We start from the raw sequence: 21,873 nt of genomic DNA on the forward strand, positions 1-21,873 counted from the left end.
TGCTATTCGGCGGGCGCCTGCGGCGTGTTCTGCCACAGGCCCAGGACGTTGCCCTCGGTGTCCTTGAAGTACGCCGCGAAGCCCATCTCGCCGACCGGGATCTTCGGGGCCACGGTGCTCCCGCCGAGGGACTCGATCTTCGCGAGCGCTGCGTCGATGTCATCGACGTCGACTGTGACGACGGGAGACTGCGGGAACTGCTCGTTGCGCGTGTACATGCCGCCGTTGATGGCCCCGGGCTCAAGCGGGGCCCCGGTCTCACCGGACGGCGTCGTACCCACCATCGTGTAGTCCATTCCGGGAACGGGCATGATGTTCCACCCGAACGCCTCGCTGTAGAACGTGCTCGCGCGGGACGCATCGTCTGCGGGAATCTCGAAGTGCACAACTTGTCCGGCCATAGTGTTGCCCTCTTCCGGTGGGGGTGCCGAGCGTCGGATGAGCGCCCTACGGCGATTCTTCGGGCCTGCCACAGGGGCGTCAAGGGTCGAGCAGCAGGGTGCGCCGGAATTGTCAGGGGGCCGTGGCATGATGCTCGGGTGACCTTGGCTCCCCCGCTCGCGCGCACTGCACCCGCCGCATCCGCGTCGGGCTCGCCGGACGCCGAGGGCGTGTGGGAGGCCCCCGAGCACTATTCCCTCGCCGCGACGTGCTTCCCCCTTCAGAGGGGCGACGGCGACCCGGCCTTCGCGCGGCACCCCGCCGGGCTCTGGACGTCGTTCCGCACGCCCGATGGCCCGGTGTCGCTGCTCGTCACGCACGCCGGGCGCGAGCTGCGGGCACGCGCCTGGGGCGAGGGGGCGCCGTCGGCCGTGGCGTCCGCGCCCGCGCTCCTCGGGCTCACCGATGCGTGGGAGGCGTTCGACGCCGACCCCTTCCACGCGACGCTGCCTCCCCTCGTGCGCGAAGCACGACGGCGGAATCCCGGCCTGCGCCTGCCCGCGACGGGACGCGTGGTGGACGCGCTCGTGCCGACCATCCTCGAGCAGAAGGTCACGACGCTCGAGGCGCGGCGCGCCTACCGGTACCTCATGCGCCGCTTCGGCTCCCCGGCCCCGGGGGCGGGCCGCATCGCCCCGGCGGGACTCGTCGTCGCGCCGTCCGCCGCGGAGTGGCTCCGCGTGCCGTCGTGGGAATGGCATCGCGCGGGCGTCGGGCCGCAGCGCTCGGCGACGGTCATGCGCGCGCTGCAATCGGCGTCGGCCCTCGAACGCCTCGCCGCGAAATCTGCCGCCGACGCCGCCGCGGCGCTTCAGAGCATTCCGGGCATCGGCGTGTGGACGGCGGCCGAGGTCACGCAGCGCACGCATGCGGACCCGGACTCGATCTCGGTGGGCGACTATCACCTCGCGAAGTTCGTGGGCTTCGCGCTCACGGGCGAGCGCACGGACGATTCCGGGATGATCAAACTGCTCGAGCCGTGGCGCGGACAGCGGCAACGCGTCGTGAGGATGCTGTATCTCGCGGGGGTCCGCGCCCCACGCTTCGGCCCCCGGATGACGGTCCAGGACCACCGGGGGCACTGATCCACTGGCCGCGGGGAGTCCTCCCCATGGCCTACGCGGATCGCCCGGCTCTAGGGTGCTGGCGGCGGTACGTCCGCCAGAAGCCACATCAGCGATGACAGGGGGTCGCCCGTGGGACACAAGGTAGGGGCCGACGTCGAAGCGCTCCGCAGCGCAGGACGGTCGATGATCGCACGGGCTGGGGGGCTCGAGCAGTGCTCGCGGGAGCTTGACCGGATCGCCCAGCTCGAGACCGTTTGGGCCGGGCAAGACACCGATTCTTTCCAGGCCGCGTGGTTCCGCGGAACCCGTCCGCAGCTGACGGCGGTTGTCGCGGCGGTGCGATCGGCGGGAGAGACGATGCTGCGCAACGCGGACGCGCAGGAGGCCGTGAGCAATGACCTCGGCGCCGAACTCGCGCCGATCCCAACTCCGCGCCCCGACCCGAACGCAGACCATTCGGTGCCGCGCTACCCGAATCAGGGGCAGGCGGATCTGACCGACGCGCAGCTCCGCGATCTCAAGGACAAGCTGCGCGACGCAACGGACATCACGACGGGCGACGACTTCGTCGGCAACGGCGGCGACATCGCGAGCCTGCGGGATGCCTTGGCCAAGCTCTCCCCCGCCGAGCTCAATCAATTCCTCGCGAGCCTCTCCGACGACGAGCTGCGGCGACTCGGCCAGACCGTCGGAGGCGACAACAGCGGCCTGTTCGGCGGCGGGACGAACGCGTTCGACCGCCAAGACCTCCTCGACCAGCTCCTCTCGAAGGCATCGCCCGATCAGGCCCGCCGCGTCGAGTCGCTCATCCCGTGGTACCAGCCGGACGCTCAGGCCATGGGTGATCAGGCCCACGGGCAGACCGGCGACCACAGCAACGCGTGGATGACGCCGAACGGTCCCGTCATCTCCGACCACCCGCAAGGCCCGGCAGACATCCGCCAGGGAGGCTACGGAACGTGCGTCGTCGATTCGTCCGCGGGGGCTCTCGTCAACGCGGACCCGAATTGGGCGAAGGACCATGTCGTGGAGAACGCGAACGGCACCGTCTCCGTCAAGCTCTACGAAGACGGCCACGAGCATTGGGTCACGGTCTCAAAGGACCTTCCCGATGACGGGAGCGGCGGCCAGAAGGGGGCCAAGCCGGGGCCGGGCGGCAACTGGAACGCGTACGTCGAGAAGGCGCTCGCCCAGGTCTACGCCGACGACGACTCTAACGACGGCCCGGGCGACAAGACCTACGGCCCCGGCAACTACCGGGCCATCGAGGGCAATTACGGCCCGGACGTGCTCAAGTACCTCACGCCTCAGGGCACAACGCAGGACCACGACCCCGGGACGCTCTGGCAAGCCGCGCACGACGGACGGCCGGCCATCGTCTCGACCTTCGGCACCAAGCCTGACGGAGCGCCGGACGGTTACGTCGCGGGGCACGAGTTCTTCGTCGTCGGCACGGACGGGGACAAGGTGATACTGCAGAATCCGTGGGGCCCCACCGAGACGAAGCTCGTCATCACGCAGGATCAGTATTCGAAGTACTTCCAGAACGCGACGGTGGTGAACCGATGAGGCGGCCCGTCGTTCTGGGCGCCGCCGCGCTCACGACGCCCCTCGCCGCCGTCCTCGCCGCCGTCGTCGCCGGATGCGGCGCGGAGACCCAAGCGCCCGAGCCATCCGCGTCGAAAGGAACCAGCATGTCTGCCGACTGCCAGCACACGGGGGCCTACAAGCTCGTCCCCTCCGTCAACGGCTCCTACCCGCTCCTGCCCACATCCCCGCGGGGAGCGGCTGCGACGCCCCGGGTCCGCATGGTCTCGGCCAAGCCCCACGCGACGCCGCCGACGCTCGACGTCTCGATCACGGCAGACGACCCCGCACTCGGCGGTCCGAAGGAATTCGCGGGCCTGACAGTAGGATCCGCCGCCGAATTCGGCGGTTATACGGTACGGGTGACGGACATCTGTGACGGCGAGGCCTGGTTCGACGTCGTCTCACACCCCTAGCGCGCCCCGCCCGAGCGCCGCACCTAGACTGACCGTATGCCTCTCGCCATCACGGGTGCCGTGCTGCTGGTTCTCGGGCTCGTGGCGGTCTTGACCGGCCTCCTGCCGTGGCCTGCCCTCGGGATCCTCGCGGACCGCGTGGTCCCGATCCTCGCGTTCGTCGCGGCCATCACGGTGGTGACCGAACTCCTCAACGCATCCGGGCTCTTCGACTGGTTTGCCTCCCACTTCCGCCGCTGGGGCCGCGGGCGGGCCTTCGCGCTCTGGGTGCTCGTCGCGGCGCTCTCGCTCGCCGCGACGGTCTTCCTCTCGCTCGATACGACGGCCGTGCTGCTCACGCCCATCGTCGTGATCCTCGCGAAGCGCTGCGGTCTCGCTCCTCTGCCGTTCGCCCTCACGGCCGTGTGGATCGCCAACACCGGTTCATTGCTCCTGCCGGTATCGAACCTCACCAATCTGCTTGCGCTGCACGCGCTCGGCGACGTATCGCCGGGGACCTTCGCCGCGCGCCTGGCGCTGCCCGCTCTGTGGTGTGCGGCGGTGCCGCTGACCGCGGTGGCCGTGCTGTTCCGTCGCGAGCTTGCAGCGCGCTACGACCTGCCGGGCATCCGCAATGTAGCGGCTCCTGCACCGCGGATCCCCTCTTCCGGTCCCGGCGCGACCGAACCGACGGTCCGGGCCGGGGGCGCGGACCGAGTGCTCCTCGCGCTTTCCGGATGTGTGCTTGTCCTCCTGCTGCCCGCCCTCGTCTCGGGCGTGCCGGTGTGGATCCCGGCGACAGCCGCGGCCGCGGTGCTCACCGCTGCGTTCGGCGTCCGGCGACGTTCCGCGCTCTCGTGGTCGCTCGTGCCGTGGCAGCTCATCGTGTTCGCGGCGGGGCTCTTCGTCGTCATGGAGACCCTCCAGGGCCTCGGGGCGCGGGCCCTCGCCGCGGGGCTCCTCGGGTCCGGGGAGGGCCCGTTCGACCTCGTCCGTGTCTCCGCCGCCGGGGCGCTGGCCTCGAACGCCATCAACAACCTCCCGGCCTATCTCGCCCTCGAGCAGGCCGCTGGAAGCCCCGCCCGGCTTGTGGCACTCCTCGTGGGCGTCAACGCGGGCCCGCTCGTGACGCCGTGGGCGTCCCTCGCGACCCTCATCTGGCACGAGCAGCTCCGGCGCCTCGGCGTCAACATCTCGTGGTGGGGCTATGCCGTGGCCGGCGTCGTGCTCGTGCCGCTCCTGATCGTGCCGGCCGCGCTTCTCGCGGCCCTCGCGTAGCGCCGCCCGCGCCCTGCCCAGATTGGGGCGCGAAACAGCGACGGCGCCGCCCCCAGCGGGGAGCGGCGCCGTCGGCTTCGGCTCGGGTTCAGTTCTCGCGCGAAGCCTGAGCCTGGGCGACCTTTCGGTGGACATCCTCCATGTCGAGTCCCTTGACCGCGGTGATCACCTGCTCGAGCGCCGCGGGCGGAAGGGCGCCGGGCTGCGAGAAGACGAGAACCTTCTCGCGGAACGCCATGAGCGTCGGGATCGACGTGATGTTCGCCTGGGCGGCGAGCACCTGCTCGGCCTCGGTGTCGACCTTCGCGAAGACGACGTCAGGGTGCTTCTCGGACGAGGCCTCGTAAGTCGGCGCGAACTGGCGGCACGGGCCGCACCACGAAGCCCAGAAGTCGACGAGGACGATGTCGTTGTCCTCGATGGTCGGGGCGAACTCCTCGCCGGTGATGTTCCTGGTGGCCATGTGCGAACTCCTCGGGTCTAGCAACCGGTTATATGGTCAACGGCCTTGTCTCGGGGTTCATTCCCAGCTGCGGCAAACTCAAACCGCTGCGGGCTCATGTTCCGTGAGGTATACCCGGCCCGCCAGCGCGATGGCGAGCGCCACGACGAGCGCGACGGCGGCCACGTAGAACGGCACGGGCGCACCGAAGTCCTCCCCGAGCTTCGCCGCGATGTACGGCGCAAGGGCGCCGCCCATCCAGCGCACGAAGTTGTACCCCGCGCTCGCGACCGGGCGCGGCGAGTCGGAGACGCCCATCGCGAGCTCCGTGTACACCGTGTTGTTGACGCCGAGGAACCCTCCCGCGGCGATCACGAGGACGACGACGGCGGGCACCGAGTGTGCGGCCGCGGCGATGCCGAGGCCCACGAGGTCGAGCGCGAGGAGCGCGAGCATGCCGGCGAGGACCTTGACGTCGCCGAAGCGGACCTGGAGCGACGGGGCGACGAACACGGACGTGAGGGCGAGCGCAACGCCCCACCCGAAGAAGACGGCGCCGATGCCGTACGCGTTCATGCCGAGGATGAACGGCGTGAAGGCGAGCACCGTGAAGAAGCCGAAGTTGTAGAAGAAGGCGCTTCCCGCCGTCGTCCGCAGTCCCGCGTGGCCGAGCGCGCGGATCGGGGCGCTGAGCTTCGTCTTCTGCGCGGGGACGGGAGTCTTGGGGAGCATCGTGACGAGCGCGATGAACGCGATCGCCATGAGCGTGGCCGTGCCGAAGAACGGTGCGCGCCACTGCCAGCCGCCCAGGAGGGCGCCCACGAGCGGGCCCAGCGAGATGCCGAGGCCGAGCGCGGCCTCGTAGAGGATGATCGCCGTCGACGTGCCGCCCGACGCGACGCCCACGATCACCGCGAGTGCCGTCGCGACAAAAAGCGCGTTGCCGAGGCCCCAGCCCGCACGGAAGTCGACAAGCTGCCACACCGAGTTGCTCGTGCCCGAGAGGGACGCGAACGCGACGATGAGCGCGAGGCCGATGAGGAGCGTCTTCTTGCCGCCGATCCGCGACGAGACGAAGCCCGTGAGGAGCATCGCGATCGCTGTCACGAGGAAATAGCTTGTGAAGAGGAGCGAGACCTCGCTCGGCGTCGCCTTGAGGTTCACCGCGATGGCCGGGAGGATCGGGTCCACGAGGCCGATGCCCATGAACGCGAAGACGGCGGCCGCCGCTGTCGCCCACACGGCCTTCGGCTGGCGGAAGAAGGACGCCTTTTCGGCCTCGAGGGTGGTGTGGACTGCGGACTCGGCAGTCATGCGATGTTCTCCTTGGGGTTCGAGAGGGTGTGGAGGCGCTCGTTGATCTTGTCCATGACGGGCAGCGCGGCGCGGAGGGATTCGAGTTCCTCGGCGTCGAGGCCGCTGAAGGCGGCGACCATGCGGGCGGTGCGGCGGCGGTTGGCGTCGGCGGCGGCCGCGTCCCCGGCTGGCGTCCGGACGACGACGACGGCGCGCGCGTCCGCGGGGTCGGCGCGCCGTTCGATCAGGCCGGCCCGCTCGAGGCGGCCCACCTGCTCGGTGGCGGACGGCACGCGGACCCCGAGGTTCTCGGCGATCGCCCCCATGCGGAGACCCTCGCCTGCGAGCATGTTGAGGATCGACGTCTGCGTGGTGCTCAGCCCTGTGGCGCCGTCGAGGCGGCGGCTCACGAAGACGGCTAGCCGGAGTGTGCTGCGATAGCGTTCCGCGAGGTCTGCGAGCTCCTGATCATTCATACTTAGGTATCCTAAATGTTAGGGACCCTAAGCTCAATCGGGTGAGAGCTAGATCACGGTCACGGCGTAGCCGGAAACGCACCGGGCGCCCTTCGCCGCGAATGTGCTGCGGGTCCGCAGCCCAATTGCGGGGACGCGGCACGGGTGCGAGGACGCGGCACCGGTACAGGGACACAAAACACCCCCGGTCCGAAGACCGGGGGTGTTCCCGTAGTGCAATTTCACAAAGTGGCAGATGAGGGATTCGAACCCCCGTAGGCAATGCCAGCTGATTTACAGTCACTTGGCGGCCATCACGGGCCGTCTCGCACGGTGTCGTCTTCCTTGATTTGGTGCGGATCCCCGGGGACATGGACCACCCGCCGTGGTGCCCCGTTTCGGGTGCTCACGTGTGGTGCGTGCGCACAACGTGCTCACATCCCGGGCTGATGCTTCGCCACCTCGTTCTTCATGAACTCGAGGTGCGCCTGGCCCGCTGACATCGGCGGCTTGGATCCGGGGATGCCGGCGGTGTCGCCTACGAACCGGTCCCCGACCACGGAACGCCAATAGGCCGGCGACACTTCGGCGGCGATCCTTTGCGTCGATTCCTCGATTTCCAAGGCAAGGATCTGGAGCACGCCGTTACCCGTAATGGCATAGGTGTACTGCTTCTCATCCGTGTCGGTGTAGCGACCATGCCTGCCGTCGGTATCGAACGCAACGCTCATGAGCTTTCCCCTTCCATCTTGCCCGCCGCCCCCAATGACGGCGAGTCACAACGCGAGGTTACCGGCACAGACTGACAACGCAAGGAAAATACACCCATGACGAACGACATTGCAGCCCAAGCGCTCCGGGGGGCGACGACGGAGGCCGGATTCTTTCCCGAGCGGACTTGGACTATCGCACAGCTCGCCGAGCTGCTGCAGGTTGATCCCAAAACGGTTGCCAGAAAGGTCCAGACCCGTGAGTGGCCTCACCTCGACCTCGGACCCAGGACCAAGCGTTTCACCGAACAGCATGTTGCCCGGATCCTCGCCATGAGCGAGTCTCGACCGCCGACCCAAGACACGACCCGTCGGCGTGGCCGCAGACGGATCGTGTGAGCACCTTTCGCCAACGTCTTGATTGACGCGTCCAAGTCGGCGTAGCATCGCCGTGCGATACCTCATGGGGAAGGGACACCACAATGAAGGGGGCCGCCATCTGCACGCTGGTCTGCCCGGGGATGCCGAAGTTCGGCCCTCGCCTGAGGAGGCCCCCGGACAGCAGGCATGCGTAGTCGATCCACGAGTCCTGGTACAGGCTGTTCGCCTGCCCATTGAAGTTCGCCTCGTAGTCGTTGCTCGCCGTGATCGAGTCGCCCATGGCGGCGACCTTCGCGCCCCAGTTCGGCTTGGCGTAGGCGCCGAGAGGCATCGACAAGGTTGGCTCGGTCAAGAGGCTCATAGATGTGCCGTCCTTAGAGGGGCGAGGAGGATTGATCGGTCATCAGCTTTCACGCCGCTGACCTGCGGAAACTTCGGGTTAATGCACGATGTGGGCACTAGGCGTTGCCGATCCGGGTGTATGCGGCGTCCCGCGCGGCGGCGCCGATCTCCTGCTGGATCTTGGTGACCATGTTCGCGGTGATGTCCCGCCCGTCCAGGTAAACGTGCACGACCGGTTGGACTATCACGGGCGCCTGCTGCTGCTGCGGTGGGAGCTGCCCGTGGCGGTTGATGTAGTCGAGAGTGCCCGCACCGACGGATTGAGCCGACGGCCGACGGACCACGAACTCGCCCGGGGTGAGCATGGCAGGAACGGTGTCTGTGCCCCGCGCGTACGGGTTGGCCGGGCCGCCGGCAGCGAGATAGGAGATCCACCCGCCGTGCGCGTGCGCCTGCGGGGCGCTGCCGTTGCCCACAAAGAGGCCATCCGCAGACGAGGTGGTGTTGATCTGGTCGTTGACCACGGTCATGTGGATGGTGCGGTCATGCACGGACTGAATCGTCCTTTCCATGATCGCGATCTGCGCGAGCGCCTGTGACGTGTCCACCTCGAGCTTCGTCGGGGTCGGTTTGAAGTCGTTCACGTCGTACAGCTTCTCGATGTACGCCTTCACGGCGTCCGTGAGGAGGCCCTGCTTCTGCATGTTCTGCTCGAGCTGGTCCTTCGCCGCCGCATATGCCTTCGTGCCGTCCTCGGTCTTTCCCGTGGCCTGAGCGGTCGCCTGCGCCGCGGCCTGATCGGCCTGGGCCTTCTGCTGCAACGCAGACTGGTTCGCGAGAGCAGCGTCGGTGGTCCCATCGATCGCCTTGCCGTTCTGCTTGAACGACTGCGTCACGCTGTTGGTGGCTTTGGCCGCGTTCGTCTGCGCCTGCATCAAGTTCAGGTGCCCGCCGTTGAGCGCATCGAGGGCCTGCTTGAGGAGCCCGGCTGCGTTGTTCTCGAACTGCATCTGCAGCGTGGCGTTCGACGTAGCGCCCGCGGTGCCCTGCTGGGCGATCTGAGCCGCCATGATCGCCCCGACGGTGGTGTTGTACTGCGTGGCCAGGGCTTGGAGGGCGGACGTCTGGGACTGCGTGGCCGACGTGTTGCCCTGCTTGGCGTCGGCGCCTTCGGCGTCCATCTGAGCCATGAGGCGAGCGGCGTCGACCGCGTTGTGGATGGCAGAGCTGTTGCTGTCCACGGCGCCGCGCAGCACCTGGGAGTCGGTGACGAGGTGCTTGTAGGTGTCGGAGTTCGTCTGCCCTGCAAGCTCGATGTTACGCATCTTGCGATCCATCGTGTCGAGCGCGGCATTCAGCTCCTTGGACGCATCGGCGTTCCCGAGGGTCGTGTCGAGGAGGGTCTTCAACGAGATACCCTGCCGCTCCGCCGACGCGGCTGCACCATCGCTTGCGAGCTCCTGGGCGGCCTTGAGTCGGACGTTCTCGCCGATCGTGTTGTTGTCGTCCTTCACGGCCTGCGTGTAGGTCTGGGTGGCCACGGTGAGGCTCTGGGTCGACGATGCGGCAGTGGCCGAAGCGACCGCGATCCCCGCGAGCGTCGCGGCGAGAATCCCGACGACTGGGACGGCGAGATTCACACTGACGCCGAGCGCGCTCACCTGCAACGCGCTGAGGGCTGATGTCTCGCCGAAGACCGCGACGGCGCCCTTCGCGATCGTGAAGGCCGGGCCGATGGAGAGTGCGCCGGCGGCAAGCCCTGCGAGGACGGGCAGCGGGAGCGCATTGAGCGCGCCGGTGACGCCGTTGAGGATGCCGATCACGTCCGGCCCGAGCGGGGCGAACGCTGCCACGATGTGGCCCGCGGTCGTGACGAGGTTCTCGATGAGGTTCACGGTGCCCGGCAGATTCGCCTGCGCGTAGTTGAGGAAGTCGCCGAACCCTTGGGACGTGGCGAACTGGTCTAGCCAGCCTACGAACCGGGACAGGTAGAGGGCACCGTCGTCGATCAGGGGTTCGGCCCGTTCGAGGCCGGTGAGGAACGCGTCGAGGGCACCGCCGGTTACGTTCCCGAGCGCGGAGCCCAGGTCGCCTGTGAGGCGGTTGAGCACGGGCATGCGGTCGTTGATGTTCGCGACCGCACCGTCGAACGAGTGGAGCATGGCGAGCGCGGAGGTGTGGCCGAGCTGGTCGAGGTCGTCTTTGAGGGTCAGGATGCCGGCGCTGTACCGGTCCCCTGCCTCGGTGCCCTGGGCCATCTCGTCCTTGACGCCCTTGACGGCGAGGAGACCGGCCGCGCCCATAGCCGTGAATCCGAGCCCGAGACCAGTGGCACCAGCGGCGAGGGCGGCAGCCCCACCCAACGCGACGGGCGAGAGCGCCACCATGGCGCTGAGCGCGGAGACGCCCTCCCACTTCGCTTCGCTGTTCTTCTTCTCCGAGTCGGTGTCGTCGTCGAGGAGCGATCTGCGGGCGGCGATGGCCTTGTTGAGGCCTTGGCTCGCGACGATCAGCGCGTTCTCGGCACGGAGCTTCTGCTGCTCCGTGGCGGCGGAGTCCTTGTTGACCTTGTCGAGGTTGAGCTGGGCAATGCGCAGCTTGCCATCCGCGATGGCAAGGGCCTCGAGGGACGCCTGGGCCTTGGCGGTGTCCACATCGGCCTTGAGCTTGATGTTCTTGCCGTCGAGCTGCCGGGCTTCATCTTTGGCTGCGCCGAGCTTCCGCTGGAACTCGTCGCCGTCGAGGACGAGCTTGGCGGTGATTGAGCCGACGTTGGTTGAATCGCTCAATTCCCTCTTCTCTCAGTCGGTCGCTTGGTTGAGTTCCTGGGCGACGATTTCAATGCAGGTCTGCTTCTCGCTGAAGACCGAGCTCGTCAGGTAGAAGGACTGCCCCACCTCGTGGTGGAGCGTGCTGCCGTCCTTCGACACGCCAAATTCCTGATAGCGCGCGTAAGGTCCGGGGAACCGCACGGTTGCACCGTTTTCCTCGGGGATTACCTCGGCCTCTGCCCGCAGGTTCCCTGTTTCGAGCGGGGCGCGATCCACTGCCACCTGTTTCAGGTGTTCGGCCGCCTTGGCCGCTGCTGCGGGGAAAGCCGCGAGGATCCTCTCCTCGAACTCCCCCGCCGCCTCGTCGAAGCTGACCAATGCTCAGCTCCCCGTCTTCTCATCTGCGGAAACGTCGCTTGTGCGGGCCTTGCGTGCACGCGGCTTCTTCTTGGGAGCCTCCGCGGTTGTGTCCGCGATCTTGGCAGCTGCCGAAGGGTCGGCCAAGAGGAGTTCAGGGTTGTTCCATGCCCGTTCTGCGGCGTCGCGCCCATGTACGAAGTCGACGAGCGCTGTCATGGTCACGCGCTGGACGAGGGCGGGTGGAGCGCCGTCCTTCTCTAGCTCGCTGAGGGCGATGCCGAGGAGAGCGGGGGCAACGTCCGAAAGTGTCGTTCTTTGGTTGGCGACGCGCCGATGCAGCTCGCTCGCATCGTCACCGATGGGCTGCGGCAGGGTGTAGGTCTTGCCGCGGAGGTTGAGTTCGATCGGGCCGACGACCTCTTCGTAGCTTTTGAATGCCAAGGTGTTCAGGCCTCCTTGATTGGAACAGTAAAGACGGGGCTTGTGCCAGATTCTGTGATGGTCACGCCGTCGAGGAGGATCTGGGTGAAGCGGAGGTCTTTAATCCGGACCTGAAGCTCGTTGCCGGGGCCGTAGCCGATGACCTCGGCGATAACCCCGGTCCCGGTCGTGTTGGCGTTGAGCGTGAATTCGACGGGTGTACCGATGAGCTGGGCCTCGTAGCTCGTCATCGGCCCTCCTTGACCCGCGCCATGTAGGCCTGCTGGGCTGCTTCGGCTTCGGGACTGGGCAGCGACGCAGGCAGCTCACGCATCCGTGCGGCCTGAGCATTGAGGGTCTGCTTCGCGTTCGCGACGACGGCCGCCCAAATTTCGGATTTGTTGGCTTGGTAGAACGCGGGATCAGCGAGCTGTTCCGGGGTGTAAGGGAAATCTGCCATCTGAGCACTCACAATCCGTGGACGACTTCGTCGAGCATCTCGAGGACGAGAGACCGACCGGGCGTGTAGATGTGCCGGCGACCGTCGGGGCCGTCGACCCACGAGGTTTCCGGGTGCATGCCCGCGAACGTAACTGGATTCTCGGGCTGAGGGTTGCTCGCAAGGGCGGTGGCGAGGCCGTGGACAGCGGCGTTCTTCGTGGCGATTGCCTCAAGGGCTTCGGCGATTGGGCCGCGGGCCTGGTCGAGGAGCTGCCGCACCTGGGCCTCGATGTCCGCGGTCGCGGTCGTGTAGAAGGTCTCGACGGCCTTCGCGGCGGCTTCCTTGGCCTGCTGGTCTGCTAGCTGGCGTGCCTTGACGTCAGCGGCAGCGCGGCGGAGTTTGGCCCATGAGACCCGCTTCTCGGCCTCGATGAGGCTGTCCTGGGTGATCGTCTCGTCTCCGGCCTTCACAGCGGCGGTGAGGGCAGTTACGGCGTCCTGCGCAGCCGAAATCTCCGCGTCGGCGGCGGCGAGGATGGCGTCGGGGGTGTCCGGTGCGGGGTCGAGCGGGGTGTTGCGCTTGGTGGGGCTCATTCGGTGCCGCCCGTGAGCCGGTGCATGCGGGCGAGAGTCTGGCGTCGCTCGAACTCCGCCACGAGCTCGGCCGGGGTTCGAGCGGCCTCGACCCTCTTGTCGGGCGTGCCGAAGAGCGCCGGGTGGAGCTCGCGGGCCTCTGACTCGTCGACCTCGGTGAATCCGTGCCGCAGGTAGAGCTTTCCGGCCACGGTTTCGCACAGCACCTCGACGAAGTGGTCGTGGTCGACGCTCTGGACGTCGCCGCCGTCCCATTGGACGTAGTGGACTCGGTTTTCTGGCATTGGGGTTTCAGCCCTCCTCGGGCTCTGCGGGGAATTGGGACTCGTCGATCAGCCAGACGCGGCCCATCCGATAAGCGCGAATGTCGCCGCGTCTGGCCAATCTTCGAAGCAGCTGTTCGGAACAGCCTCGCCTGGAGGCCGCCTCGGCTACTGAAATCATTTTCCCATGTGCTACAGTTTGAGGTTTCGCTGTCGAAACAGTGTTCGGAAAGGCGGCCTGCATCGTGGCGGCTTTCGCGCTGGCGTGCACGAACGCGAGGCCTAGCCTCGGGTAGCCGCCCCCGTTCCGTCGCGCATCCTCAACGAGCTTGCCCTGAGCCCAACTGCTCAGCGCCGCCCAATCCTCGGCGCTGAACCACACCGAGCCGTGGACGTCGACCGAGTACCGATCGCCTTGGGCCGTCACGCGCCGTCCTGCAGAGTCAGACGGGCCAAGGCGTCATCCGTGGGCCTCCACGCTTCGGGAGGGGCTTCCTGGTGGCCCACGATGGCCGCGAACGGCATTCGCGGCAGTGAGCCGTCGCCGAGGTGCCAGCTTTCCATGAGCTGGGCCGCGTAGGTGCCCTCGAGCAGGACCACGCTTTCCGCGCCCGTGGCGGCGTTCACGAGCCATCCACGGGCCCAACCTTCCGGCGTGGGCGGCAGGCCGAGCTGGGCGGCTTCGTCGGTGTCGAGGAGCTGGATACGAACGGCGACGTTCGAGTCCTTCGCCACAGCAAGGCGGGGCGTCGGGTCGATCGCGTCGGCAGCAGGGTCATATGCGAACCAGCCGAGAGGTCGCCCTTGGGGCCAGTCGCTCGGCCACCCGGCGGTAAGGCGGCGGAACATGCTGAGACGCACGGGCACCATGCCAGGCGCGGCCTGATTCGCGGCCTCAGCGATCATGAGAGCTACATCAGCGTCCGCTACGCCCGTCACGCGGCCGCTGAGCTGTTCGGCCCGGAAGCACACGAGCACGGCGTCACGATCCTCCCACGGCAGCCCGAAGCCGGCAGGGTCACCGTTGACGTGGACGAAGTAGGGTGCGGCGGCGTTCATTCCGCCGCCTCGGGCGTGCACGCATCGTGCGAACAGGTGGCGTCCATGCACGTCAGAGGCAAGGAAGTTGATGTGCTGTCAGCCGCCGCGAGAAACGATAGCCAGTGAGCGGGCACGGGAATCCCGATTCCCTGACGACGCTGCACCTCTCTCCGCAGATCCGCCAGCGGCATCGGTCCGGGATCGTCGCTCCTCACGCGCGCGTAGGGGCGACTGGTCGCATCGATTGTCATGGGGTTGGGTTCTCCTTGGTTCTGGCTCGGCGGGCTGCGAGGGTTGGGCAGTTGGCCTTGTGCTTGGTGCGGTATGCGACGGGCGGGGAGTTGTCGGGAACTCCGCTGTAGAAGATGGGCAGCTCAACGGCACGGCACCCTGGGCACTGCGGTCGGCTCACGAGGTTTTCTCCTCGAGCTTGGCTGCGAGCTTCCGGTTGACAATGCGAAGAGCGGTGTTCGACGCATCGAGGCGCACGATGAGGTAGGCCAGCTCTCGACGGTTGAATGGTTGGGTCCATTTCGGTTCGGCCCAGTCCTCGGGAACCGTGGTCTGACCTCTCATTGCTGTGTCCTGGAGAGTTCTTCGAGCATGCGGGCTTCGACTTCGTCAACCCATGGGCCTGTGGCGAGCCATGTGGCTGCGGAGGGCACGTAGTGCTTGGGGTCTTCCGAGAGAGCCGCGTGGAGGGCTCCGAGTTCGCCTAGGATGCGCTCGTGGGTGGCGAGCGTAGTGGCTGTGGCGTAGGACGTCTTCGCGAGGCCCTTGTCTGCTTTGCGGGGGTAGGACTTCCAGAACTCATCGAACCGGGCGTTGAAGGTCGACGTGTCGTCACTGTCGAGTTCGGGGAGAGAAAAGCTATCGCGCGCGAGAAGGTGAGTCGAGAGCCCTGGGTCGGGTCGGGTGTCCTCGTCCCGTTCTTTCTCTTCTTTTTTCTCATGAAGTAGTACTCCTCCGGGGGACATCTCCGTCCCCCCTCTTGGGTACGAATTTGTCCCCCTCTTGGGTACGAATTTGTCCCCCTCTTGGGGGACAAATTTGTCCCCCTCTTGGGGTACGAATTTGTCCCCCTCTTGGCCGTTCCTGGGCTGCGCGATCCACTGGACTTCGGCGCGGCCGTCGGTCTCCGAGACGACTGGGACGTACGTCTCCGCGGGGTCGAGGGCGAGGGCGTATCTGGCGCGGTGTCCGATCCTGGCGCGGCCGTCTGAAACGACGGCGCCGGCGTTGCGGAGCTCGGCGATCGCGCGTTGGATGAGCTTTTTCGCGTTGCCTGCTTTGCCTCCCGGGTCGAGGCCCATCGCCCGGGCGGCCTGCTCCCAGCCTCCCCAGTACACCGGAGGCTGGTCCTTGTCGAGCGACACGAGCGCCATGTAGACGAGCAGGATCTTCTCCCTGTGCCCGAGGTGTGACCAGTCGTCGAAGACCTTCTTGACGTTCCCGGAACCCATCAAAAGAGTCCTTCCTGCGTCCCGCTGGTGGCCCCCCGGGGCTTGTCGGGGTGCTGGATGCATCGTTGGCCGAACTGGTCGACGATCTGGCGGCAGGATGCCCCTGAGCGGGTTCTGGCGCCGCATGTGCGCCCGAGCGCGGTCAGGACGTCCTTGGGCAGGGAGCCGAGGCGTTCATGGGCCGGGATGGGCACGGCGACGTTCTGGCGGTTGGGGTCGGTGTCGAGGAGCCACGGCCAGACTGTGCCGTCAGCGTCGATGCACTCGGCGAGGCGGTAACGGGTATCTTCAAGGGCGACGACGCTCATCGGGAGCGCCTTCGCGCCGTCGCCCTTCCGTTGCTGGGTGCTCACGCCGTGGTCTCCCCGAGGAGGGCGTTGACTCTCGCGCACATGTCCTCGCTGGTGCCGCCTTGCTCGATGATCGAGTTGATGGCCGCGCAGATCCGCTCCAGCGTGCTCATCGTGCGACCCCGTCGAAGTAGTCGTGGCGCCGCCGGATCTCGCTGAGGGTGCGCTCGAGCTCGAACACAGCCCGCATGCTCAGCCGGACGGCCCCCTGCGCGGTGGGCTCGCCCTCGAGCCACACATCGACGGCGTCCGGCTTGTCGTGGCCGCCGACGATCTGCACCATGACTGCCGCGGGTACGCCGTCCTTGCCGCCATCGCCGTTGGTGAATTCCTCGAATCCCCCACAGAGGAGTTCGGGGTCGTGGTCGGGGTACGCGCACCACGGACGGTGCCCGGCCTGGGCGAGGGTGTCGCCCTCTTCCTCGAGGGCGACGTAGTTCCTGTCGAAGACGAGTTCCGTGAGCCCTTCCGGGCCGAGCCGTCGCGTGACGTCGTGCCCGAACGGGACCATCGTGCGTACGCGGCTGTCATGGATGCTGACGAACTCCATGCTGCGCACGATTCGCGTCGGCGAGAGGTCGACGGTCTCGATGGTTTCGGTGGTGGTGGTCATGATGACGATTCCCCTTTTCCCCGTTTGTTGCTTAGTTGCTGTGTTCGCCCGTGTTCACATCGCGCGCTTGACCGACGCTGTCGCAGGTCACGGGCTTGCCTGCTGAGTCCCGGTCAGCCGCCACAGCTCAGGCCGCCTTGTCGCCGTCGAGCCATTCGAAGAAGGCCTTACGCGGGATCAGCACGCGCCGGCCGATGCGCAAGGACGGCACAGTGCCGTCCTTCACTGCGGTGTACATCGCACCTCTGCCGATGCCCGCGAGCGTGGCGGCCTCCTCGACCCTCAGCGGGCGCCGATCGTTCTCTGCTGTGTTCACTCGAAGGCTCCTCATCCCCTTGCCATCCCGACTCACCCGTTTGGTTCATCGCCATAGTGCCAGAATAGCTCTTGTACCAAATGGGTGTCAAACGTTCTGTGGCGTTCTGGTTCATGTCAGGTTAGGCTGGTCGGCATGGAAGAGAAGAGCCTCAATGACGGACCCCTCGGGGAGAACCTGAAGAACTTCCGTGACAACGCGGGTCTAACGCAGGCCGAGCTTGCGGAACGGCTCACGCTGCATGGAATACCGGGGATGTACTCGCAGACGATCGCGAAGATCGAGGGTGGCAAAAGGACACTCAAGTTCGAAGAGGGCGTCAGAGTTGCGGAGATTCTCCACATTGACCCCCAATGGCTCCTCGGGCCAGGAGACCCCGCCGCGCTTCAAGTCGTCGTCGCCGAGAGGGAACTCAACGCGTACAAAAAATCCCGCGACGAGGCAATTGACAGACTCGAGGCTCTGATCGAGAGGCGACAGGATCTCCTGCCGTGGATCGACGACTGGCTGAGTGATGCATCCTCTGATGACCCCGCGATGGCGGAATGGCTGGAGAAAGTACGCGTCAGGGTCGACGAAGAGCTCCGGATGCCCGTCAGCGACGATATGCGGGAGCTGTTGCCGGATCTTGAGCGCCTGATCGGTGAGCGCCAGAAACCCAAGAGAGGAAGGAACAGGAAATGAGCGACATAACCCGTCGTTGCGGCTGCCGCGACGAGGAGGGGAGGCAGTACACGGCTGGGCGGAAGTGCCCCAAGCTCAAGGATCCGCGGCACGGCAGCTGGGGCTACCGGGTCTCGGCCGGCACTATGGCGGATCCGAAGCCGGGTGCCCCTGGTCACCGCAAGCGCCGCTACCTGACCGGGAGCGGGTTCGACCGGAAGAAGGACGCCGAGGAGGCTCTGGACAAGGCTCTCAGGGCCTATCGCGGCCAGGGTGAGAAGTTCTTCGACCGCACCACAGTCAGCGACTACATGGGCGACTGGCTGGGCCGCCTCGAGCGCGACGGCGACCACAAGCCGAGCACCCTGCGCATGTACCGGTCATACGCGGAGCGGCACATCATGCCAGACCTCGGCGAGAAGAGGCTCATCAAGGTGACCCGCAACGATGTCGCCGTGTTCATCGACGGGCTGCGTGCGAAACACCTCATGGACCCGAAGCTCGGCGTCCCGGTCAAGGGCCCTGATGGGAAGCCGAAGCCCCTCGGTGCTGTGACGATCCGCCGTGTCGTCGCGACTCTCTCGTCAGCGCTTGGGGACGCCAAGAAGCGGGGCCTGATCGAGGCCAACCCTGCGGAGGATCAGGAGCTGCCGACGGCCGCCAAGAAGCCTCTGACGGTGTGGGAGAAGCACGACGCCGCACGGTTCCTCGACGGGGTCGCGGGTCACCGGCTGGGTGCCCTGTACCGGCTCGTGATCTTCACGGGCTTGCGCCGCGGCGAGGTCTGCGGGCTCAAGTGGGAGGACATCGACCTTGTGGCCGGCCGCCTGACGGTGCGAAGGAACCGCGTCCAAGTCGGCCCGGACGTGGTGGAAGGCGAACCGAAGACCGAGAAGGGCAACCGGGTTGTCATGCTCGATCCGTCGCTCGTGACCCTTCTCGCGGGCTGGGCCAACCGGCAGGACGCCGAGCGGAAGGCGTGGGGCGAGGCCTACACCGAGACGGGCCGCGTGTTCACGTATGAGGACGGCCGCGACCTCCGGCCCGAGTATGTGTCCAAGCTGCTCGATACGGTGATAGCGGGCCTCAAGCCGCTCCCCCGGCTGCGCTTCCACGACTTGCGGCATCAGTTCGCGTCGATCCTGAACGACCTCGGCGAGGACATCGTGACCATCTCGAAGCTGATGGGACACGCGAACACAGCGATCACGTCCGACCTGTACACGCACGCTTTCGAGGACAAGGCGCGGCGGGTCTCGGTGGCGGCGTCGTCGTGGCTGGCGCCCGCGGAGGAGCCCGCCTGAATCGCACCGTGCTCACAACGTGCGCACATTGCCCCGTCTGAAGGCAAAAAGAAAGACCCGCCGTCCCCTCGATCGAGGTTCTAGCGGGCCTGACTTCCCCGGATTCCCGGGGATCGGTGGCAGATGAGGGATTCGAACCCCCGTAGGCAATGCCAGCTGATTTACAGTCAGCCCCCTTTGGCCGCTCGGGTAATCTGCCGAGCACACACAACGGGCCGGGCCTGAGCCTCGTTCCGCTGGGCGAGCAAGACAACCTTACAGAACATCGGGCCACCAGTCGAATCGGCGCAGACGCGCCCTCACGTTACGCCTCAGAGGACGTGTTCGAGCCCGGGCCGAGGATCTCTCGCTCGAGCTTCGCCTCGAACATCGCGGCCTGTTCGGGCGTGATCTGGCGGAGCGCGACGGCTCGTTGGAGGTCGTCGTGGATCCCGCCGAGTCTGGCGATGGGGGCCTGTGCCGGCGCCATGACGATGCCCGCCGCGAGCGTCGCCGCGACGACCCCGCCGGCAGCCGCCGCAACCCCGCCGACGACGGCGCGCGCCGTCGCCCGTGCCCGCCGCGCGCCGTCGTCCGCGGCTGCCGACCCTGCGGACCCTGAGCCGTGACGTCTCGCCACCTTTCCTCCTTCGAGAGCTTCCGTCCTGTTCAACGGTCTCTCCCGACCGTGCGCTCCCGCTGGGCTTCGGCTATGAGTGAACTGTGACCGGAGGCCGCGCTCCGCGCACACGCACTAGGCTTGGCCCCAGACAACATCGCGAGCGCCGCCGGGCCCCGGCGCGCCAGGGTAGGAGGCAGCAATGGCTGATTCGACGTTCGACGTGGTGAGCAAGGTCGACAAGCAGGAAGTCGCCAACGCTCTCAACCAGTCGCAGAAGGAAGTCGCGCAGCGGTACGACTTCAAGGGAGTCGGCGCCGAGATCGACTTCAGCGGCGAGAAGATCCTCATGAAGGCGAATTCTGAGGAGCGCGTCAAGGCGGTCCTCGACGTATTCCAGTCAAAGCTCGTCAAGCGCGGCATCTCGCTCAAGTCGCTCGACGCCGGGGACCCGTTCGCGTCGGGCAAGGAATACCGCATTGAGGCCTCCATCAAGGAGGGCATCTCGCAGGAGCACGCCAAGAAGATCACGAAGCTCATCCGCGACGAGGGCCCCAAGAGCGTCAAGGCCCAGATCCAGGGCGACGAGCTGCGCGTCTCCTCGAAGTCGCGCGACGACCTCCAGGCCACGATCGCGCTCCTCAAGGGCTTCGAAGACGCGGACCTCCAGTTCGTCAACTTCCGCTGAGGCCGGCCAGTATCTCCTTGGCTTAGCGGCGTGTGCTGCCCTGAGCCGCTTCTCCGTGGGATATCCCGCAAGGAGAAGCGGCTCAGGGCAGCACTTGCTTGGTGCGGCGACACCTAAGGCCACCGGCAGCCCGCACCCCCTGCCCAGCGCCGCGCGGGCCCGGCCGCCCCGCCCGGGCGACTACGGCGCTGGATGCAGCGCGTCGTACGTGGCGAAGCGCGGCTGGGCCACCCGCAGGACCCCCACGAGCGCTACGCACATGAGGGCGCCAACGACGACGGCGGTGCCCTCGCCGAGCAGGCCCGCGAGGCCGCCGGAGAACACGTCGCCGAGGCGCGGCCCGCCGGCCACGACGACCGTGAAGACGCCTTGGAGGCGGCCGCGCATCGCATCGGGCGTCGCAGCCTGCAGGATCGTCGAGCGCAGCGCGGCGCTCACGGAATCGGCGGCACCGGCGGCGACCATGCACGCGACCGCGGGCACGACCCACCACGTGGCGCCGCCCGGCGTCGTCCGTCCGGCCCCGAGCACCACGAGTCCGAACGCGAGGATGCTCGCGCCCCACGCGACGACGGCGATCTGGACGCCGCGGCCCTGCCACCGCACGCGCCCGACGGGCCCCGAGAACAGCCCGCCGAGGAAAGTCCCCGCGGCGATCGCCCCGAGGAGGGCTCCAGCCGTGGCCGCTCCCCCGCCGAGTGACAGCGCAGCGACGGCGGGCAGGAGGGACCGCGGCATCGCGAAGACCATCGCGCAGAGGTCGATGAGGAACGTCATGCGGATGTTGGGACGCGTGCCGAGGAACTGCAGCCCCTCCCCGACCGAACGGAGCCCCGCACGCCGCACGCGGCCCTCGGGCGGGAGCGGCGGGAGCCGGAAGAGCGCCCACATCGCGGCCGTGAAGCTCAGCACGTCGAGGGTGTAGGTCCATCCGTACCCCACGCTCGCCACGAGGGCGCCCGCGAGCAGCGGACCCGCGGCCCCGCCGAGGCCGAACGTGATCATGTTGAGGGAATTCGCCGCCGCGAGAAACTCGGGCCGGATGAGCCGCGGAACAATCGCGCTCCGCGCAGGCATATTGATGCCGGATCCCAGGGCCTGGAGCGCCACGAGGGCGTAGATGAGCTCGACGTTGTCGAGCCGGAGCCACGCCTGGAGGGCAATGAGCGCGCTTGTGGCCCACAGGAGCGAGGACGACGCGATCGCCACGACCCGCCGATCGTATGCGTCGACGACTGCGCCGCCGTAGAGCCCGGCAGCGACGAGCGGCACGAGCGCGACGAGCCCCAGAAGGCCGACGTTGAAGCTCGAGCGGGTGAGGTCGTAGACCTGAAGGCTCACGGCCGTGAGGGTGAGCTGGCTTCCGAGGATGCTCAGGAGCTGCCCCGACCACATCCGGCGGAAGTCCGGGCTCTCGCGGAGCGGGGAGACATCGGCCAGCAGACTTCGCACCGGGACAGACTACCCGGGGCCGAGCAGGCGCTGGCCCGAACGGACGAGGGCGCGGCGCCGGCCATGGGGACGTCTCCCCATGCCGCTCGGGGCACCTTTCACGCTAGGGTCCATATGCACGGCGCAGACTGGGCCGCACCTT

Annotated in this window: 30 protein-coding genes and 1 tRNA gene; 8 read left to right on the top strand and 23 right to left on the bottom strand. The window is 67.4% G+C overall.

Annotation, left to right across the window (positions count from 1 at the left end):
• Positions 1-2: 2 nt before the first annotated feature.
• Positions 3-401 (bottom strand): VOC family protein, encoded by a 399-nt coding sequence (locus tag SPF06_RS02425; protein ID WP_323277321.1) that lies wholly within the window; start codon positions 399-401, stop codon positions 3-5.
• Between the two features lie 138 nt (positions 402-539).
• Between SPF06_RS02425 and SPF06_RS02430 the strand changes: the two genes are divergently transcribed.
• From SPF06_RS02430 to SPF06_RS02445, 4 genes are all read left to right on the top strand, one after another.
• On the top strand, positions 540-1,526 hold the full coding sequence (locus tag SPF06_RS02430) for a DNA-3-methyladenine glycosylase family protein (RefSeq protein WP_323277322.1): 987 nt from the start codon (positions 540-542) through the stop codon (positions 1,524-1,526).
• A gap of 111 nt (positions 1,527-1,637) precedes the next feature.
• A complete protein-coding gene (locus SPF06_RS02435) occupies positions 1,638-3,077 on the top strand; it encodes a hypothetical protein (protein WP_323277323.1) in 1,440 nt (479 codons plus the stop codon).
• Positions 3,074-3,511 carry a hypothetical protein gene (locus SPF06_RS02440; protein ID WP_323277324.1) on the top strand — a complete coding sequence of 146 codons (438 nt, stop codon included), beginning with the start codon at positions 3,074-3,076 and terminating at the stop codon, positions 3,509-3,511. The genes SPF06_RS02435 and SPF06_RS02440 overlap by 4 nt, the downstream gene beginning before the upstream one ends.
• Before the next feature lie 36 nt (positions 3,512-3,547).
• Positions 3,548-4,768 carry an SLC13 family permease gene (locus SPF06_RS02445; RefSeq protein ID WP_323277325.1) on the top strand — a complete coding sequence of 407 codons (1,221 nt, stop codon included), beginning with the start codon at positions 3,548-3,550 and terminating at the stop codon, positions 4,766-4,768.
• Between the two features lie 88 nt (positions 4,769-4,856).
• Here the strand turns inward: SPF06_RS02445 and SPF06_RS02450 are convergent, their stop codons facing one another.
• The 4 genes from SPF06_RS02450 to SPF06_RS02465 all read right to left on the bottom strand — a co-directional run bounded on the left by SPF06_RS02450 (position 4,857) and on the right by SPF06_RS02465 (position 7,692).
• Complete coding sequence (locus SPF06_RS02450; protein ID WP_323277326.1) at positions 4,857-5,231, bottom strand: thioredoxin family protein; 375 nt, start codon at positions 5,229-5,231, stop codon at positions 4,857-4,859.
• A 78-nt stretch (positions 5,232-5,309) separates the two neighbouring features.
• On the bottom strand, positions 5,310-6,524 hold the full coding sequence (locus SPF06_RS02455) for an MFS transporter (protein WP_323277327.1): 1,215 nt from the start codon (positions 6,522-6,524) through the stop codon (positions 5,310-5,312).
• On the bottom strand, positions 6,521-6,982 hold the full coding sequence (locus SPF06_RS02460; RefSeq protein ID WP_323277328.1) for a MarR family winged helix-turn-helix transcriptional regulator: 462 nt from the start codon (positions 6,980-6,982) through the stop codon (positions 6,521-6,523). The genes SPF06_RS02455 and SPF06_RS02460 overlap by 4 nt, the downstream gene beginning before the upstream one ends.
• Positions 6,983-7,395: 413 nt before the next feature.
• Positions 7,396-7,692, bottom strand: coding sequence for a hypothetical protein (locus tag SPF06_RS02465; protein WP_323277329.1), 297 nt, complete (start codon positions 7,690-7,692; stop codon positions 7,396-7,398).
• Between the two features lie 96 nt (positions 7,693-7,788).
• Here SPF06_RS02465 and SPF06_RS02470 point away from each other — a divergent pair, with 96 nt between their 5' ends.
• On the top strand, positions 7,789-8,070 hold the full coding sequence (locus SPF06_RS02470) for a hypothetical protein (protein ID WP_323277330.1): 282 nt from the start codon (positions 7,789-7,791) through the stop codon (positions 8,068-8,070).
• Between the two features lie 440 nt (positions 8,071-8,510).
• Here SPF06_RS02470 and SPF06_RS02475 read toward each other — a convergent pair whose 3' ends face one another.
• The 15 genes from SPF06_RS02475 to SPF06_RS02545 form a co-directional block, all read right to left on the bottom strand.
• Positions 8,511-11,183, bottom strand: coding sequence for a hypothetical protein (locus tag SPF06_RS02475; protein WP_323277331.1), 2,673 nt, complete (start codon positions 11,181-11,183; stop codon positions 8,511-8,513).
• A 12-nt stretch (positions 11,184-11,195) separates the two neighbouring features.
• Positions 11,196-11,543, bottom strand: coding sequence for an HK97 gp10 family phage protein (locus SPF06_RS02480; protein ID WP_323277332.1), 348 nt, complete (start codon positions 11,541-11,543; stop codon positions 11,196-11,198).
• Positions 11,544-11,546: 3 nt separating this feature from the next.
• Positions 11,547-11,966, bottom strand: coding sequence for a DUF7426 family protein (locus SPF06_RS02485; RefSeq protein WP_323277333.1), 420 nt, complete (start codon positions 11,964-11,966; stop codon positions 11,547-11,549).
• A gap of 5 nt (positions 11,967-11,971) precedes the next feature.
• Complete coding sequence (locus SPF06_RS02490) at positions 11,972-12,196, bottom strand: hypothetical protein (RefSeq protein WP_323277334.1); 225 nt, start codon at positions 12,194-12,196, stop codon at positions 11,972-11,974.
• Positions 12,193-12,405, bottom strand: coding sequence for a hypothetical protein (locus SPF06_RS02495; RefSeq protein WP_323277335.1), 213 nt, complete (start codon positions 12,403-12,405; stop codon positions 12,193-12,195). Before SPF06_RS02495 ends, SPF06_RS02490 begins: the two co-directional genes overlap by 4 nt.
• Before the next feature lie 8 nt (positions 12,406-12,413).
• Positions 12,414-12,980: a hypothetical protein gene (locus SPF06_RS02500; protein WP_323277336.1), complete on the bottom strand. Its 567-nt coding sequence runs from the start codon at positions 12,978-12,980 to the stop codon at positions 12,414-12,416.
• Positions 12,977-13,264, bottom strand: a complete 288-nt coding sequence (locus SPF06_RS02505; RefSeq protein ID WP_323277337.1) for a hypothetical protein — start codon at positions 13,262-13,264, stop codon at positions 12,977-12,979. Before SPF06_RS02505 ends, SPF06_RS02500 begins: the two co-directional genes overlap by 4 nt.
• Positions 13,265-13,271: 7 nt before the next feature.
• Positions 13,272-13,670: an excisionase family DNA-binding protein gene (locus SPF06_RS02510; protein WP_323277338.1), complete on the bottom strand. Its 399-nt coding sequence runs from the start codon at positions 13,668-13,670 to the stop codon at positions 13,272-13,274.
• Positions 13,667-14,302 carry a hypothetical protein gene (locus SPF06_RS02515; protein WP_323277339.1) on the bottom strand — a complete coding sequence of 212 codons (636 nt, stop codon included), beginning with the start codon at positions 14,300-14,302 and terminating at the stop codon, positions 13,667-13,669. The genes SPF06_RS02510 and SPF06_RS02515 overlap by 4 nt, the downstream gene beginning before the upstream one ends.
• The gene (locus SPF06_RS02520) at positions 14,299-14,535 is read right to left on the bottom strand and encodes a hypothetical protein (RefSeq protein WP_323277340.1); all 237 of its coding nucleotides are present in this window, start codon (positions 14,533-14,535) and stop codon (positions 14,299-14,301) included. Before SPF06_RS02520 ends, SPF06_RS02515 begins: the two co-directional genes overlap by 4 nt.
• 157 nt (positions 14,536-14,692) lie before the next feature.
• Positions 14,693-14,860 carry a hypothetical protein gene (locus SPF06_RS02525; protein WP_323277341.1) on the bottom strand — a complete coding sequence of 56 codons (168 nt, stop codon included), beginning with the start codon at positions 14,858-14,860 and terminating at the stop codon, positions 14,693-14,695.
• Positions 14,857-15,747: a hypothetical protein gene (locus SPF06_RS02530; RefSeq protein WP_323277342.1), complete on the bottom strand. Its 891-nt coding sequence runs from the start codon at positions 15,745-15,747 to the stop codon at positions 14,857-14,859. The genes SPF06_RS02525 and SPF06_RS02530 overlap by 4 nt, the downstream gene beginning before the upstream one ends.
• A complete protein-coding gene (locus SPF06_RS02535) occupies positions 15,747-16,100 on the bottom strand; it encodes a hypothetical protein (RefSeq protein ID WP_323277343.1) in 354 nt (117 codons plus the stop codon). Before SPF06_RS02535 ends, SPF06_RS02530 begins: the two co-directional genes overlap by 1 nt.
• 106 nt (positions 16,101-16,206) lie before the next feature.
• Positions 16,207-16,710: a hypothetical protein gene (locus SPF06_RS02540; RefSeq protein WP_323277344.1), complete on the bottom strand. Its 504-nt coding sequence runs from the start codon at positions 16,708-16,710 to the stop codon at positions 16,207-16,209.
• Positions 16,711-16,837: 127 nt separating this feature from the next.
• A complete protein-coding gene (locus tag SPF06_RS02545; RefSeq protein ID WP_323277345.1) occupies positions 16,838-17,026 on the bottom strand; it encodes a helix-turn-helix domain-containing protein in 189 nt (62 codons plus the stop codon).
• 135 nt (positions 17,027-17,161) lie between these two features.
• Between SPF06_RS02545 and SPF06_RS02550 the strand changes: the two genes are divergently transcribed.
• Complete coding sequence (locus tag SPF06_RS02550; RefSeq protein WP_323277346.1) at positions 17,162-17,710, top strand: helix-turn-helix domain-containing protein; 549 nt, start codon at positions 17,162-17,164, stop codon at positions 17,708-17,710.
• Positions 17,707-18,993 carry a tyrosine-type recombinase/integrase gene (locus SPF06_RS02555; protein WP_323277347.1) on the top strand — a complete coding sequence of 429 codons (1,287 nt, stop codon included), beginning with the start codon at positions 17,707-17,709 and terminating at the stop codon, positions 18,991-18,993. The genes SPF06_RS02550 and SPF06_RS02555 overlap by 4 nt, the downstream gene beginning before the upstream one ends.
• Before the next feature lie 117 nt (positions 18,994-19,110).
• Here SPF06_RS02555 and SPF06_RS02560 read toward each other — a convergent pair.
• Positions 19,111-19,192 (bottom strand) — tRNA-Tyr (locus SPF06_RS02560).
• Between the two features lie 105 nt (positions 19,193-19,297).
• The gene (locus SPF06_RS02565; protein ID WP_323277348.1) at positions 19,298-19,612 is read right to left on the bottom strand and encodes a hypothetical protein; all 315 of its coding nucleotides are present in this window, start codon (positions 19,610-19,612) and stop codon (positions 19,298-19,300) included.
• Positions 19,613-19,793: 181 nt separating this feature from the next.
• Here SPF06_RS02565 and SPF06_RS02570 point away from each other — a divergent pair, with 181 nt between their 5' ends.
• Positions 19,794-20,279, top strand: a complete 486-nt coding sequence (locus tag SPF06_RS02570; RefSeq protein ID WP_323277349.1) for a YajQ family cyclic di-GMP-binding protein — start codon at positions 19,794-19,796, stop codon at positions 20,277-20,279.
• Between the two features lie 180 nt (positions 20,280-20,459).
• Here SPF06_RS02570 and SPF06_RS02575 read toward each other — a convergent pair whose 3' ends face one another.
• Entirely contained in the window at positions 20,460-21,731 is a 1,272-nt protein-coding gene (locus SPF06_RS02575) for an MFS transporter (RefSeq protein WP_323277350.1), read from the bottom strand.
• Positions 21,732-21,873: the final 142 nt, after the last annotated feature.

The sequence above is a fragment of the Sinomonas terricola genome, from assembly GCF_034931225.1.
In the GTDB taxonomy this organism is placed as follows: Bacteria; Actinomycetota; Actinomycetes; order Actinomycetales; family Micrococcaceae; genus Sinomonas; species Sinomonas terricola.